General features: G+C 68.6%; 14 protein-coding genes and 1 tRNA gene. 7 read left to right on the plus strand and 8 right to left on the minus strand.

The genetic code is table 11. The annotated features are described in order from the left end of the window. Nucleotides 1-29: 29 nt before the first annotated feature. Nucleotides 30-533, plus strand: a complete 504-nt coding sequence (accB, locus tag TA3x_RS03840) for an acetyl-CoA carboxylase biotin carboxyl carrier protein (RefSeq protein ID WP_435018783.1) — start codon at nt 30-32, stop codon at nt 531-533. 93 nt (nt 534-626) lie between these two features. Then, nucleotides 627-1,979: an acetyl-CoA carboxylase biotin carboxylase subunit gene (accC, locus tag TA3x_RS03845; protein WP_435018784.1), complete on the plus strand. Its 1,353-nt coding sequence runs from the start codon at nt 627-629 to the stop codon at nt 1,977-1,979. A 127-nt stretch (nt 1,980-2,106) separates the two neighbouring features. Here accC and TA3x_RS03850 read toward each other — a convergent pair whose 3' ends face one another. Together TA3x_RS03850 and TA3x_RS03855 are read right to left on the minus strand one after the other, a co-directional pair. After that, entirely contained in the window at nt 2,107-2,682 is a 576-nt protein-coding gene (locus tag TA3x_RS03850) for a PEP-CTERM sorting domain-containing protein (protein ID WP_435018785.1), read from the minus strand. 412 nt (nt 2,683-3,094) lie between these two features. Then, on the minus strand, nt 3,095-3,658 hold the full coding sequence (locus TA3x_RS03855; protein WP_435018786.1) for a PEP-CTERM sorting domain-containing protein: 564 nt from the start codon (nt 3,656-3,658) through the stop codon (nt 3,095-3,097). Nucleotides 3,659-4,358: 700 nt separating this feature from the next. Between TA3x_RS03855 and lipB the strand changes: the two genes are divergently transcribed. The 5 genes from lipB to TA3x_RS03880 all read left to right on the plus strand — a co-directional run bounded on the left by lipB (nt 4,359) and on the right by TA3x_RS03880 (nt 10,302). Next, on the plus strand, nt 4,359-5,087 hold the full coding sequence (gene lipB, locus TA3x_RS03860; RefSeq protein ID WP_435018787.1) for a lipoyl(octanoyl) transferase LipB: 729 nt from the start codon (nt 4,359-4,361) through the stop codon (nt 5,085-5,087). Next, a complete protein-coding gene (gene lipA / locus TA3x_RS03865) occupies nt 5,062-5,985 on the plus strand; it encodes a lipoyl synthase (protein WP_435018788.1) in 924 nt (307 codons plus the stop codon). Before lipB ends, lipA begins: the two co-directional genes overlap by 26 nt. A gap of 107 nt (nt 5,986-6,092) precedes the next feature. Continuing rightward, complete coding sequence (leuC, locus tag TA3x_RS03870) at nt 6,093-7,505, plus strand: 3-isopropylmalate dehydratase large subunit (protein WP_435018789.1); 1,413 nt, start codon at nt 6,093-6,095, stop codon at nt 7,503-7,505. 4 nt (nt 7,506-7,509) lie between these two features. Further along, nucleotides 7,510-8,175, plus strand: coding sequence for a 3-isopropylmalate dehydratase small subunit (gene leuD, locus TA3x_RS03875; protein WP_435018790.1), 666 nt, complete (start codon nt 7,510-7,512; stop codon nt 8,173-8,175). Nucleotides 8,176-8,289: 114 nt separating this feature from the next. Further along, on the plus strand, nt 8,290-10,302 hold the full coding sequence (locus TA3x_RS03880) for a DNA/RNA helicase domain-containing protein (RefSeq protein WP_435018791.1): 2,013 nt from the start codon (nt 8,290-8,292) through the stop codon (nt 10,300-10,302). 5 nt (nt 10,303-10,307) lie between these two features. On the opposite strand, the gene TA3x_RS03885 is transcribed toward TA3x_RS03880, so the two are convergent. The 6 genes from TA3x_RS03885 to TA3x_RS03910 form a co-directional block, all read right to left on the minus strand. Further along, nucleotides 10,308-10,378 (minus strand) — tRNA-Gln (locus tag TA3x_RS03885). 50 nt (nt 10,379-10,428) lie between these two features. Beyond that, the gene (locus TA3x_RS03890; protein WP_435018792.1) at nt 10,429-11,106 is read right to left on the minus strand and encodes a redox-sensing transcriptional repressor Rex; all 678 of its coding nucleotides are present in this window, start codon (nt 11,104-11,106) and stop codon (nt 10,429-10,431) included. A gap of 70 nt (nt 11,107-11,176) precedes the next feature. Beyond that, nucleotides 11,177-12,313, minus strand: coding sequence for a bifunctional diaminohydroxyphosphoribosylaminopyrimidine deaminase/5-amino-6-(5-phosphoribosylamino)uracil reductase RibD (gene ribD / locus TA3x_RS03895; protein ID WP_435018793.1), 1,137 nt, complete (start codon nt 12,311-12,313; stop codon nt 11,177-11,179). Nucleotides 12,314-12,324: 11 nt separating this feature from the next. Further along, nucleotides 12,325-13,332 carry a hypothetical protein gene (locus TA3x_RS03900; RefSeq protein WP_435018794.1) on the minus strand — a complete coding sequence of 336 codons (1,008 nt, stop codon included), beginning with the start codon at nt 13,330-13,332 and terminating at the stop codon, nt 12,325-12,327. A 52-nt stretch (nt 13,333-13,384) separates the two neighbouring features. Further along, entirely contained in the window at nt 13,385-13,882 is a 498-nt protein-coding gene (locus tag TA3x_RS03905) for an anti-sigma factor family protein (RefSeq protein ID WP_435018795.1), read from the minus strand. 44 nt (nt 13,883-13,926) lie between these two features. Then, nucleotides 13,927-14,469 carry a hypothetical protein gene (locus tag TA3x_RS03910; protein WP_435018796.1) on the minus strand — a complete coding sequence of 181 codons (543 nt, stop codon included), beginning with the start codon at nt 14,467-14,469 and terminating at the stop codon, nt 13,927-13,929. Nucleotides 14,470-14,566: the final 97 nt, after the last annotated feature.

Consider the following 14,566-nt stretch of genomic DNA (forward strand, 5'->3'; position numbering starts at 1 on the left):
CCCGACGTCCGTTCGAAAGGCGTGCAGGTATGCCGGAGCCGGAGAAGACCGAGGAAGCCCCCAAGACGCCGGACGTCCGGGCGATCCAGCACCTCGTCAAGCTGATGAAGCGCTATGACCTGACGGCCATCGACCTGGTCGAGGGGCCGACCAAGATCCGGCTCCGCCGCCAAGGCGCCGGGTCGCCGGTCGTCTATGCGGCCCAGCCGGCCGCCCCCCAGCCGATCGCCGCCGCGCCGGCCGCCGCTGCGACGCCCGCCCCGGCGGCAGGGGCGACCCCGCCGGCCCCCGTCGGCGTGGTGATCGAGAGCCCGATGGTGGGGACCTTCTACTCCTCAAGCTCTCCCGACGCCGCCCCGTTCGTCACGGTGGGGACCTCGGTCCACCCCGAGGCGACCGTCTGCGTCATCGAGGCGATGAAGGTGTTCACCGACATCCCGGCCCGGGTCGCCGGCACGATCACCGAAATCCTGGTGAAGAACGGCCAGCCGGTCGAGTTCGGCCAGCCGATGTTCCGCGTCAACCCCGCCTAACCACCGGATGCGGGGTGGGGCCGGGGGCATGGGCCATCCCGCTCGCTCGACGGCCGCCTGGCCCCGCGTCCCGAGTCTTCCCGGGAACCGTCGATGTTTGAGCGCATCCTGGTGGCCAATCGCGGCGAGATCGCGCTGCGGATCATCCGCGCGTGCAAGGAGTTGGGGATCCAGGCGGTCGCCGTCTACTCGCAGGCGGATCGCGATGCCCCCTACCTTCAGCTTGCCGATCGCGCGATCTGCATCGGCAAGGGCGTCAGCTCCGACAGCTATCTGAACATCCCCCGCCTGATCGCCGCGGCCGAGGTCGCCGACGTCCAGGCGATCCACCCCGGATATGGCTTCCTGAGCGAGAACCCCTCGTTCGCCGAGATCTGCCGGAGCTGCAACTTCGAGTTCATCGGGCCGCCCCACGACGCCATCCGCCGGATGGGGCTGAAGACCGAGGCCAAGATCGTCGCCAACGCCGCCAACGTCCCGTGCGTGCCCGGGTCCGACGGCCCGGTCGGGGACGATTCGGAGGCCCTGAGCCTGGCCCGCGCCATCGGCTTCCCGGTCCTGATCAAGGCGGCCGCCGGCGGCGGCGGCAAGGGCATGCGGGTCTGCCGCGACGAATCGACGCTGGTCGCCTCGCTCCGGGCGGCCCGCTCTGAGGCGGAGTCGGCGTTCAAGAATCCGAGCGTCTACCTCGAGAAATTCATCGACCGCCCGAGGCATGTCGAGGTCCAGATCCTCGCCGATGCCCACGGCCACGTCGTCCACTGCTGGGACCGCGACTGCTCGCTCCAGCGCCGGCACCAGAAGCTCGTCGAGGAAGGGCCCGCCCCCACCCTCCCGCTCGACGTGCGGGTCCGCCTGGGCGAGGCGGCCGTCCGCCTGGCCCTGGCCGTCGGCTATGTCAATGCGGGGACCTGCGAGTTCCTGGTCGACTCCGACAACAACTTCTATTTCATCGAGGTCAATGCCCGCATCCAGGTCGAGCATCCGGTCACGGAGTCGATCACGGGCATCGACCTGGTCAAGCAGCAGATCCGGATCGCCGCCGGCGAGCCCCTGCCCTTCACCCAGGCGGATATCCATTCGACCGGGCACTCGTTCGAGTGTCGGATCAACTCCGAAGATCCCGACAACGACTTCCGGCCCTCGCCGGGGCGCATCACCCGGCTCAACGTACCGGGCGGGCCCGGAGTCCGGTGGGATTCCCATGTCCAGGCGGGCTACTCCGTCCCGCCCAACTACGATTCGCTGGTCGGCAAGCTCATCGTTCATGCCCCGACCCGGGACGAGGCGATGTCCACGATGCGTCGGGCCCTGGATGAGCTGGTGATCGAGGGGATCCAGACCACGATCCCGCTGCATCGCCGGATCTTCCGCAACCGCGACTTCATCGAGGGACGCGTCGATACTACCTGGGTCGAGCGTGTCCTGATGCCCCCCAAGGCCTGAGCCGCGCGGGGATCGGTGGACATCGGTTCGAGCAGGGCGGAATCAGAGACGCCCCGACCTCGCCAGGTAGGCGGGGCCGGGGCGTCTTTCATTGGCGAGGTGTCCGCAAGTGCGGTGGCGACCGGTCTTACTTCGCGGCGCGACGGCGTCGGGCCGTCACCAGCCCGAGGGTGCCCAGGCCGAGGCCGACCATCGCGATCGAGGCCGGCTCGGGGACCACGTTCGGAGAGATAGCGAAGCTGATGTTGCCCGCGGTCACGCTGCCGGCCTGCGAGCCCGCCGAAGGCGGGGCGTAGGAGATGGTGCCGATCGAGAGGGGGGCGGCGCCGGTCAGGTTGGTGACGGTGCCCGTGAACGAGCTGAGGGCCCCATTGACGGTGAAGGTGCCGGTCAGCGTGCCGGACAGGGAGCCGGGGGTCGAGCCCGAGCCGGTGATCGTGAAGTTCTGGCTCAGGGTGACGGTGCCGGAGCCCGACCCCGAGAGGTTCGGCAGGCCGACGTTGATGACATTGAACGTCTGGGGGAAGCCGGCGACGACTGTCTGGGACGCGGCGGCGGTCGCGAAGGTGAACGTGGACCCGCCGAGGGGGGTATACTGCGCCACGGACGGGTCGCTCAGGGTCAGTTGGTAGTCGGCCTTGGCCTCGCCGAACGAGAAGAAGGCGGTGACGGCGAAGGCGAAGAACAGGGACTTCTTGCTCATCGGGATGCATCCTCTCAAGGGGGGAAGCTCCTGGCCATCCGGCGGAACGAGCCAGTAAGCGGATCGCGCCTTCTCATGCCAAACCCACGGAACGGAGCTGGTCATAAGAAAGCAAAAGCAATCCTTTCGCATCAGCCGAAGCGAATGTAGCAACGATTAAGCGTGCGTGGATAGAGTGTTGATAAATTTCATCATCCCGGCCCGATTCGTCTTGACTATCGTGTCAAGGTGCTAACGAATTAATGAGGTTGATTTGCATGAGGATGTCTATTTGTTCTATGGTGTCGGGCACGCTTCCATGGCGATCTCCGGCCGCTTCGAACGAAAAAACCCCGACCTCGCAGGGAGCGAGGTCGGGGCTTCGTGAGCCATCGCCGGCCCTGGAGGGCCGGTGGACTCCGCGGAGATCAGCTTAGTTGGCGCGGCGGCGGCGGAGGGCCAGGCCACCGACGCTGGCCAGGCCGAGGCCGACCATCGCGACCGAGGCGGGCTCGGGGACGGCGGTCGGGGTGATGATGAAGCTGACGTTGCCCGAGGTGGCCGAGCCGATCGTCGAGCCGGCCGAGGGGGCGGCGTAGCTGATGCCGCTGACCGTGAACCCGGTGCCGACCAGGTTGGTGAAGCTGCCCGAGAACGAGCTGAGGGCGCCGCTGACGGTGAAGGTGCCGGTCAGCGTGCCGGTCAGGGAGCCGGGGGTGGAGCCCGAGCCGACGATCGAGAAGGTCTCGCTCAGGGTGACGGTGCCGCCGCCGGCACCGGTGGCGCTGGGCAGGGCGACGTTGATGACGTTGAACGTCTGGGCGACGCTACCCGTCTGGGTCGCGGAGGGGATCGCGAAGTCGAACCTGGAACCGCCGGCGGGGGTGAAGGTCGTCGGGTTCAGGCCGCTCAGGGTGAGCGTGTAGTCGGCCTTGGCCACGCCGGTGAACGACAGGCAGGCGAGGGCAGCGGCAGCGAGGAAGGAGCGCTTGAGCATCGAGTCGAATCCTCTCATGGTTGTGCCGAACCGCCGAGCTAGGCACTCCCATCGCATGGAACTAAGTCACTGGGCTACGAACACCGCGATCCTGAATCCGGTCCGATCGCAATTCGGCGATATTGCGAGTCATCCCAGATTCGCATCTGATAGCATGATGTCGCGGAGACCCCGCGATCGAGAGGCTAAAGTAGCAGAATGAAGACGGATTGCAACGATGATGTCGGAAAGTGACAACGTCCGAGGTGACTTCTCGCATCGAACGCAAGGGCCAAGTTTCCCATTTCCCGAAAACCAGGGAATGCTGACAAACTGGGCATGGTGCATCCTCGCGAGAAAAAAGAGAAGGCTTCGGTGGGACGACGATTCGCCATCTGTAGAACAGGCGGCGGAATGCGTAGAATGAGAGAAGCCTTCAGCTCGACATCGCTCCATCGGTCGAGCGGTAGTATGACATAGTGCCCAAATCGAGTGCAAGCATAACCGACGGTTACGTTCACAATTGCCAACATTGATCATCGATCCGGCGCAAATCAATAACCTTGCAAGATTGACCGGTCTGCAATCCAAGGGCGGCAGGGGTCGGTCGGCCGGGGTCGGACCCCTTGTCGTCCCGTCGTGCCGACCTGTACATTGATGGAGGGCGGTGCATCGCCCGGGTCGCGCCCCGCAGCGGTGAAGAAAGGGAGATCGGACCGCGATGAATTCGACCCCGCCATTGGAGATTTACCTGCTCGGGCGGGTCGATTTCGATGAGATCCAGCAACTCCAACGCCGCCTGGTCTACGATCTGGGCGATGGGGAGAGTCGGGGTGGCGTCCTGATCTTATGCGAACACTCCCCGGTCATTAGTGTTGGGAGATCGGGCAGTCGTGCCCATATTCTGGTCGACGACGACGAATTGCGGTCGCTGCGCCTCCCCGTCCGTTGGGTCAATCGCGGCGGTGGGTGCCAGCTCCATGCCCCGGGCCAGCTTGCGGGCTACCTGGTCCTGCCCCTGGGCCAGCGGGATCTCCTGCTCCAGGGTTATCTGGATGGGTTGGAGCGCGTCCTGATCGAGGTCCTGGGGGAGTTCGATCTCCGAGGGTCGACCCGCCCCGGCGTCCCGGGGGTCTTCATCGACCAGGCCCGGGTCGCGTCGATCGGCGTGGCGGTGAAACGCTCGATCGCCTATCATGGATTCACGCTGAACGTGTCCACGTTCCTGGGGCCGTTCGGGCTGCTCCGCGACCCGTCCGCGGACGGGCCGATCCGCCAGACCTCGATGGAGTCGCGTCGCCAGCGGCCGACGCCGATGGCGAAGGTCCGCGAGGCGGTGATCCGCCGCGTCGAGTCGGTGTTCGGCCTGGAACGGCACCACCTGTATACGCACCATCCTTCGATCCGCCGGAAGGTCGGCTCTCATGACTTCGCTCCGAGTCTTGGATGATGCCCCCGGCCTGCCGATCCTGGGCGCCGACGAAGTGGCCGCCGCCCCCCGGAAGCGGCTCCCGCCCTGGCTCAAGCGGCCGATCCCGGCCGCCGGCGGGACCTACTTCACCAAGGATCTGATCGGCGAGCTCGGGCTGGAAACGATCTGCGAGAGCGGCAAGTGCCCGAATCGATCGGAGTGCTGGACCCGCCGCACGGCCACGTTCATGGTCCTGGGCGAGACCTGCACCCGCCCGTGCGGCTTCTGCGCCGTGAAGCGGGGCAAGCCCGAGGCCGTGGCCGAGGATGAGCCGGACCGCCTGGCCGAGGCCTGCGCCCGGCTGGGCCTGAAGCACGTCGTGATCACGTCGGTCACCCGCGACGACCTGCCCGACGGCGGGGCGGATCATTTCCGCCGCTGCATCCTGGCGGTTCGAGAGCGGACCGGCGCGACCATCGAGGTCCTCACGCCCGACTTCGACGGCAACACCGAGGCCATCGACATCGTCCTGTCCGGCGAGCCCGAGGTCTTCAACCACAACATGGAGACCGTGGCCCGGCTCCAGCAGTACGTCCGGCGCAAGAGCCAGTATGCCGTCAGCCTCGCCGTCCTGGGCCACGCCAAGAAATCGGCCCCCCGCATCAAGACCAAGAGCGGCCTGATGCTCGGGCTGGGGGAGACGACCGAGGAGATCCTGGAGACCCTGGCCGACCTCCGCGCCGTGGGCTGCGACTTCCTCACGCTCGGCCAGTACCTCCAGCCCTCCGGCCGGCACCTGCCCGTGGTCCGCTACCTCCCCCCGGAGGAGTTCGACGAACTCGGGCGGATGGCCCGCGCCCTCGGCTTCCTCGAAGTCGCCTCCGCCCCGTTCGTCCGGTCCAGCTACCACGCCGACGAGATGGCGGCGCACGCCTGACCCGATCCCCGGCTATCGCCGGGGCCCCGCCACGAACTCGCCTCGCCCGTCCCCTGTCCGACCCGCACACCGAACGCTGCCGCGTCGCCTCGCCAGGAGAACCGTCCGTGCCCGAGACCCTGTTCGAGAAAGTCTGGAACCGACACGTCGTCAAGGCCACGGACGAGGCCACTCTCCTCTATATTGACCGGCACCTGGTCCACGAGGTCACCAGCCCCCAGGCGTTCGACGGCCTCCGCCTCGCGGGCCGGAAGGTGCGGCGGCCCGACCTGACGTTCGCCACGGTCGACCACAACGTGCCGACCGAGAATCAACTCCAGATCCACGAGCCGATGTCCCGGCGCCAGGTCGAGACCCTGCGGGCCAACTGCAAGGAGTTCGGCGTCCCCCTCTATGACATCAAGAGCGGTCGCCAGGGCATCGTCCACGTGATCGGCCCCGAGTTGGGGATCACCCTGCCGGGCAACACGATAGTCTGCGGCGATAGTCACACCAGCACCCATGGCGCGTTCGGCGCCCTGGCCTTCGGCATCGGCACCAGCGAGGTCGAGCACGTCCTGGCCACCCAGACCCTGGCCCAGGGACGCCGGCCCAAGTCGTTCGGCATCGAGGTGACCGGCAAGCTCGCCCCGGGGCTGGAGCCCAAGGACATCATCCTGGCGATCATCCGGGCCATCGGCACCGGCGGCGGCACCGGGACGGTCCTCGAATACTACGGCCCGGCCATCGAGGCCCTCTCGATGGAAGGCCGGATGACCATCTGCAACATGTCGATCGAGGCCGGGGCCCGCGCCGGGCTGATCGCCCCCGACGACGTGACCATCGACTATTTGACCAAGGTCGACCGCCCGTTCGCCCCCAAGGGCAAGGCCCTGGAAGCGGCCATCCGCGACTGGAAGACCTTGAAGACCGACGACCCGTCGGCCTTCGATCGCCACATCACGATCGACGCCGGGTCGATCGTCCCGCAGGTCACCTGGGGGACCACCCCCGCCATGACGATCGACGTCACCGGCACGGTGCCCGACCCCGATCAGGTCCCGTTCGCCAGCGCCGAGGACGCCCGCCGGGCCCTGGCCTACATGGGCCTGAAGCCCGGCACGCCGGTCACGGACATCGCCGTGGATGTCGTCTTCATCGGCTCGTGCACCAACGGGCGGATCGAGGACCTGCGCATCGCCGCCAACGTGCTCAAGGGGCGGAAGGTCGCCCCCAGCGTCCGGGCTCTGATCGTGCCGGGCAGCGAGCAGGTCCGCCACCAGGCCGAGGCCGAGGGGCTCGACCGGGTCTTCCGCGAGGCCGGCGCCGAGTGGCGCGAGGCCGGTTGCAGCATGTGCCTGGCCATGAACCCCGACAAGCTCACCCCCGAGCAGCGTTCGGCCAGCACCAGCAATCGCAACTTCGAAGGCCGGCAGGGCCCCGGCGGGCGGACCCACCTGGTCAGCCCGGCCATGGCCGCCGCCGCCGCCGTCGCGGGCCACTTCGTCGATGTCCGCCAGATGATGCCGCAGGGAGCCTGATCCGATGCAAGCGTTCACCGTCCACCGCGGCAAGGCCGTCGTCCTCGACTGGACCGACGTCAACACCGACCTCATCATCCCGGCCCGCTACCTCAAGCGGGTCGAGCGGGTCGGCTATGGCCCCCTGCTCTTCGCCGACAAGCGCTACGTGGCCGGTGGCTCGCCCCAGCCCGATAACCCCGAATTCCATGGGGCCCTCGACCCCGAGTTCCCCCTCAACAAGCCGGAGGCCCAGGGGGCCACGATCCTGGTCGTCGGGCGCAACTTCGGCTGCGGGTCGAGCCGCGAGCACGCCGTGTGGGCCGTGGCCCAGGCTGGCTTCCGCGCCCTGATCGCCCCCGGCAAGGGGGAAGGGTTCGCGGACATCTTCGAGGGGAATGCCTACGGCAACGGCCTGGTCCCCCTGGAAGTGCCCGAGAGCGAATGGGCCGAGATCGCCGAGGCCGTCCGCGCCGGGGCCGAGCTGACCTTCGACCTCCACGACCTTCGCCTCACCGTCCACCCGGCCGGCGGCGGCTCCGGGAAGTCCTACGCGATCGACATCCCCGAAGACCAGCGGCATCGCCTTCTGCACGGCCTCGACGCCATCGCCGAGACCCTCCTGGATGAGCCCGCGATCCGGGCCCACGAGGAGAACGCCCCGATCTGGATCACGCCCCAGCCGGCCTGATCGGGTCCGCGTGGCGGATGAAAACCCGGCCCGATCCCATCGGACTCCCCTTGGTCCGGTGGGATCGGCGTCGTCGTGCGATCGGGCTGCATCGTCCGGGGACCGGGGGACGCGATGCCCGCCTACTATCGCCGGACGATCCTTGACTTCCTCGCCGACGACGAGGATCGGATCCTGGGCCGGCTCACGGATGCGCACGCCGGAGCCGGATTCCATCAGCAACGGCACGCCCAGACCGCGGCCTGGCGGGTCGAGATCGGCCTGCTCAAGGCCTGCGTCGGCCGGATCCTCGCCGATCCCGACGCGGCGACCTGGCAGATCCTACTGGAGTACCCGATCCCGAGGCGCGGCCGGCGGATCGACGCCGTGCTCGTCGCCGGGGGCGTCCTGATCGTCCTCGAATTCAAGTGCGGGGCGAAGGATTACGCCCGGGACGCCATCGTGCAGGTGGAGGACTATGCCCTCGACCTCGCCGACTTCCACGCGGAAAGCTCGGGCCGGCCGATCGTGCCGGTGCTGGTCGCGACGAAGGCGGGCGACGCGCCGGCGCCGGACGGGCCGGCGGTCGGATGGGTCAAGCCGACCTGGCGAGCCAATGCCTCGGACCTCGATGCGAAGGTCCGGTCGTGTGTCGAGCGTTATGGGGCGACCGACCGAGGGCCCATCGATCCGGCGCTCTGGGATCGGAGTGCCTACGCGCCGACGCCCACGATCATCGAGGCGGCCCAGGCGTTGTATGCCGGCCAGAACGTGCGGGAGATCTCCCGCAACCAGTCCGGGATCGAGAACCTGACGCGGACCACCGACGCGGTGATCGCCGCGATCGAGGAGGCTCGGGTCGGGCACCGCAAGCGGATCTGCTTCATCACGGGGGTGCCCGGCGCGGGGAAGACCCTCGCGGGGCTGAACATCGTCCACAATGGTGGCCTGCACCAGGGAGACCTGGGCGTCTTCCTCTCGGGGAACGTGCCGCTGGTGCGGATCCTGAACGAAGCGCTGGCTCGGGACGCGGCGCATAGGCTCGGCCAGACGCTTCAGCAGTCTCGCCGTCAGGTTGCGACGTTCATTCAGAACGTCCATCGGTTTATCGACGCCTATTTCGCCGATCCGGGCCGGGTGCCGGTCGATCGGGTGGTCGTCTTCGACGAGGCGCAGCGAGCCTGGGATGCCGCCCAATCGGCGAGGAAGTTCAACCGCCCCTTCTCCGAGCCCGAGATCCTGCTGGAAGTCATGGATCGGCACCCGGATTGGGCCCTGGTGGTCGCGCTCGTCGGCGGCGGGCAGGAGATCAACCGGGGCGAAGCAGGACTTTCGGAATGGGGGAGGGCCATCGCGGACCGATTCCGCCATTGGGACGTCCACGTGTCGCCGGAACTCAAGTCTGGGACCCACGCGACCGGCGCCTGCCTGTTCCCCGAGGTGCCCGACGGGGTCGCCATCACCGAGGACCGGTCGCTCCACCTGAGCGTGAATCTCAGATCCTACCGGGCGGAGGTCCTCTCGGAGTTCGTCGACGCCGTCCTGCGGCCCGACCCCGATCGGGCGCGAGAACTGGCGGCCCGCCTCGACGCGTTCCCGATCGCCTGGACCCGGGATCTCGCCCGAGCCCGGTCATGGCTCCGGGAACGCCGGCGGGGCTCCCGGCGCATCGGCCTGGTGGCGAGCAGCGGCGCGAGGCGGCTCCGGGCCCACGGGCTCGACGTCACGGCGGAACTCGACGTCGAAGCCTGGTTCCTGAACGAGGCGACGGACGTCCGCTCGTCGCATGTCCTGGAAGTCCCGGCGACCGAGTTCGGGATCCAGGGCCTGGAACTCGACTGGACCGGGGTCTGCTGGGGCGGCGACCTCACCCCCGAGTCGGGCGGCTGGGCGTGCCGCTCCTTCCGGGGCACCCGCTGGCGGCAGGTCCGCGATGCCGGGACGCGGCAGCATGTCGTGAACAAGTACCGGGTCCTGCTCACCCGGGCCCGGGAGGGGATGGTCATCTGGGTCCCGCCGGGCGACCCCGACGACCCGACGCGGCCCCCGTCCATCGGCGATGCCGTCGCCGATCACCTGAAGCGATGCGGGATCCCGACCCTGGATGAAGGCGGCGATCGGGCTGGTTTGAGGGGGGACGGATCGTGAGAGGATTACCCGGCCAGGATTCGAACCTGGAAAGACAGGACCAAAACCTGTCGTGATACCGTTTCACCACCGGGTAGGCGGGGTCCGCGAGGATCTCCTGCATTCTAGCGGCCATCGGCGGGATCATCAACCGAAGAACGAGAGGCCGCCGCCCTGGGTCGCCTGGATCTTATAGGCCAGGTGTTCGAGCTGCACGCTCAGGTCGACTGCAACGACACTGACGGCGGGCGGGACGTTCAGGGGCATCGGGGCGAAATTGAGGATCCCCAGGACCCCGCAGGCCACCAGCTGATCGGCCACGCCCTGGGCCGACTCGGCCGGGACGCTGAGGATGGCCAGGCTGATGTGGCGGGACCGGATGGTCTCGGCCAGCGCGTCGGTCGACTGGACCTCGATGCCGTCGAACGTCTGGCCGACCTTGTGCGCGTCGTTGTCGAACAGGGCGACGATCTGGAACCCGCGGTGGCGGAAGCCCCGGTACTTGAGGAGGGCCCGGCCCAGGTTGCCCAGGCCGATCAGGGCCAGGGGCCAATCCCGGTCGATCCCCAGGATGCGCCTGAGGGTGGCGATCAACTCCTCGATCCGATAGCCGATGCCGGGATGGCCGAACTGGCCGAAGAAGGCGAGATCCTTGCGGACCTGCGCGTCATTGATCGAGAGGGCCGCGCCGAGGCGATTGCTCGAGATCGTGGTCTGGCCCTCCCGCTGGAGGGCCTCCAGTTGCCGGAGATACAGGCTGACCCGGCCCACGACGGCCTTGGGAGCCATTTTCTCTCCCGAATGCTCGCGTCGAGATTCCCCCACGCGCTGAACACTCCGGGGCCATGGGGCGGGTAAAATGCGGCACGCCTGACTATCTAACGCATGATATCACTTAGTCTTGCGGATCGTCAAGCTCGATGGCCGATCGCCAGGGCCGTGGAAGCACCCCCCGAAGCCGCAGGTCCCCGTCGATCTCGCTCCATTCCCGCTCCTCGACCGCCAGGGCATCGGACATGGCGGCCACGCCGAGCCCCCGGGCGGGCCCGAAGTCGTGCGAGCCCCCTTCGATCTTGGGGGCGATGAAGACGTCGATCGCGTCGACTTCCCCGGCGTCCAGGAAGGCCCCCAGGACCTTCCCCCCGCCCTCGACCAGGATGTTGGTCAGGCCGCGACCGCCCATGATTTCGAGCAGGGGGCCGATCGGGACCGGGCCTTCACCCGGGAAACGGAGGATTTCGCAGCCGAGGGACTCGATGATCCGGAGGCGACCGGCCGGGGCGCGATCGGTCACGGCCAGCCAGACCGGGATGTCGCGCGCGGAGCGGGCCAGGCGGCCATCGAGGGGGAGCCGGGCCTCGCCGTCGAGGATCACCCGGATCGGGGTGCGCGGGCCGGCGGGGCGTGCGGTCAGTTCCGGATCGTCGGCCAGGACCGTGCCGATGCCGGCGACGATCGCGTCCATCCGGCCGCGGACCTCGTGGACCAGGGCGCGGGACCGGGAGCCCGAGATCCATCGGCTATGGCCGGAGGCGGCCGCCGTCCGGCCATCGAGGGTCATCGCCCACTTGGCGGTCACGTAGGGGCGGCCGGTCGCCAGGCGTTTCAAATAGGGGGCGTTGAGCCGGACGGCGGCGAGCCGCTCGACGCCCACCGCGACCTCGATTCCGGCCTCGCGGAGTTCGCGGAACCCCCACCCGGCCACCCTGGAGAACGGGTCGCGCATCGCCGCGACCACGCGGGCGACGCCCGAGGCGATCACGGCCCGGGTGCAGGGCGGGGTCTTCCCGTGGTGGCAGCAAGGTTCCAGGGTGACATAGAGGGTCGCCCCGGCCGCGGCCTCCCCCGCATGCCCCAGGGCGACGACCTCGGCATGCGGACCGCCGAACCGCTCGTGATGGCCGACGCCCACCGCCACGCCGTCCCGCACCACCACGGCGCCGACCATGGGGTTGGGCTCGACGGCCCCTCGGCCCCGGGCCGCTTCGGCCAGGGCCCGGCGCATCCAGTAGTGGTCCGTATCGAGGCTCATGGCTGGTCCCGTCAGAGCGGAACCGGGGTGCCGGTTCGGGGTGCGGTGCCGGGCCGAGGGGTCGGCTTCGCCGTGCCGGGGGTATTCGAGGCCGGCGCCTTGGCCGGCATCTCGCGCGGGAAGGGATAGATCAGGCGATACAGGATCGTCATGTAGGCCCGCGCATCGTCGGGGGCGAGCGGGTCGGTCATCGCCAGGAGCCAGGGGGGGCAGGACGCCTGGAACCGCTGGAGATGATCCCCGTCCACGGGCCGCGGCCGATGCTCGGGATCCTCGAAATAGAGGAATTCGGCGAGCGGCTGCGAGGGCCGCTTCGGCGATGCATCCGGACCCTCGGCCGGCTGGTCGATCGCCCCGACCAGGGACTTGAGGGCCGGATCGGCCTCGATTCGCGTCCGTCCGATCCGGTCGAGTTCGGGAGGTCTAGGCAGCGGGGCGATCTTGGCCCGATCGGCCTCGGCACGGAGGGCGGCCAGGAGCTTGCCGCCCCGGAGCGTCGCGAGATCTTTGCGGCGCTCGGGCGTCAGCGAGTTCCAGGCCTGGAGCAGGAAGGCCATCTCATAGGGCCCGATCTGGCCCAACTCGCCGAGCCGGAGGCCCGACAGCTTCGGGCCCTCGGGCTCGTCGCGGGCGGATTTCTCTCGAATCTTGCGGGCCAGGGCCAGGCGAGCCTCCGGGGATCCGGCGGCCCGGAGCGATTGGCGTTGTTCCTCGGTCAGTCCGTTGAGCCAGAGGTGGTAGCGGCGCATCAGGGCCAGATACCGCGCCTGATCGATCTGATCGCGCCGGGACAGCTCGCGGTCGAGGCGTCGAATCGAGGCCTTCTCGCCGGCATCCAGTCGATCGAACTCGGCGAGGTTCTCGGCGAGTGCCGCCCTCCGCTCGCGCGGCATCGCTTCGAGCCGACGGTAGACCTCGGCCTCATCGCCGCGCACGGGGCCGCAGGCCAGGGAGAGCCAGGCGGCGACCAGGATAGGCCGGGCGGTCGCCAGACGGCGAGATCGCGGGCGGTCGAGCATCGGGGGGGAGGCTCCAACGGATCGCGGGCCGAGACCGGGCCGGCCCGCCGGCTCAGTTTGCATCCTGGTTGAAATCCGGATCCCGGTCGAGCAATTCGAGGAATTCGATCGAGCCGGCGTCCCGCAACTCGTCGAGATTCTCGGCGATCGAGAGGTCGCGGGCGAGGCGGGCGGTGGGATTGGGCCAGGCGAACAGGACGGCGGAATAGCCCACCCCGAACAGGGCGGCCCCGGCCAGGAGCAGGGCCAGGACCATGCCCACGCGGCGGGCCAGGCCGGAGGCGGCCGAGGCGATCCGATCCCCCCGACCCGACGCCAGGTCGGCGATCGACAGGGTCCGCTCGGTGAAATCCTCCGAAGCCTGGGGGCGATGCAGGAGGTCGAGCATCTCCCAGGTCTTCTGGAGCGCGTCCAGCTCCCGTCGGGCGGTCATGCTCTGGGTCAACTTGGTGGCGATGACCCGGGAATCGGCGTCGTCCAACTCCCCGTCGAGGTAAGCGACCAGGTTGGATCGCTCCTCGGAGGAAAGCCGTTGGTGATCCGGAACCATGCGACCTCCACCCCCGCATCACCGCCCTCGGGCCGGGCCGAGATTCAACGGCCCACCATCCCCGGGCTGCCGGTCGGCACCGACGCGCCCGCGAATCCGCCCTGCGCCATGTTGCCGCGACCCCGGACCACCGCGACGTTGGCGTTCCGGCTCTGGCCGGATCGAAGAGTCGGGTGGTAGGTGCCGACCCGATTGTACCGGGAGGCCGCGTTCGTCGTCACGCCGCGACCGTTGAGATTCCCGCCATGGCGGGCCGCCTGGAACGTCGTGCTGCCCGGGCGGCGGGTCCCGCCGCTGGTGCCGGAAAGGAAGTCGGTATCCATATCGAATCGGTTGAACCCCGCGCCGGCGGGATCGAACATGTCGGATCGATTGGTGGAGGCGTAGGATTGGCGGGCCGCCGTGATGGCGTTGATCGTCGCCTCCGGGCCTGCCTGCATCGATTGGGCCTGCTGGCGCGGCAGGTAGAAGCCGTAATACAGGAAGAAGGGGTCGTTCACGTTCGTGAACGGGACCTGGGCGCGAGCCTCGGGACCCAGGGCCGAGAAGCCCAGGGCGAGAGTCAGGCCGATGAAGAGACGTCGCATGGTCGACAAGCCTCCGTGAATGAAGCGACCGCGACGGGGCCAGGCATCGGGGTCGAAGGTCGGCCTCCGACGATTGCCCCATCGGTCAAACCTGTAA

Source organism: Tundrisphaera macrotermitis (assembly GCF_051175315.1).
GTDB lineage: Bacteria > Planctomycetota > Planctomycetia > Isosphaerales > Isosphaeraceae > Tundrisphaera.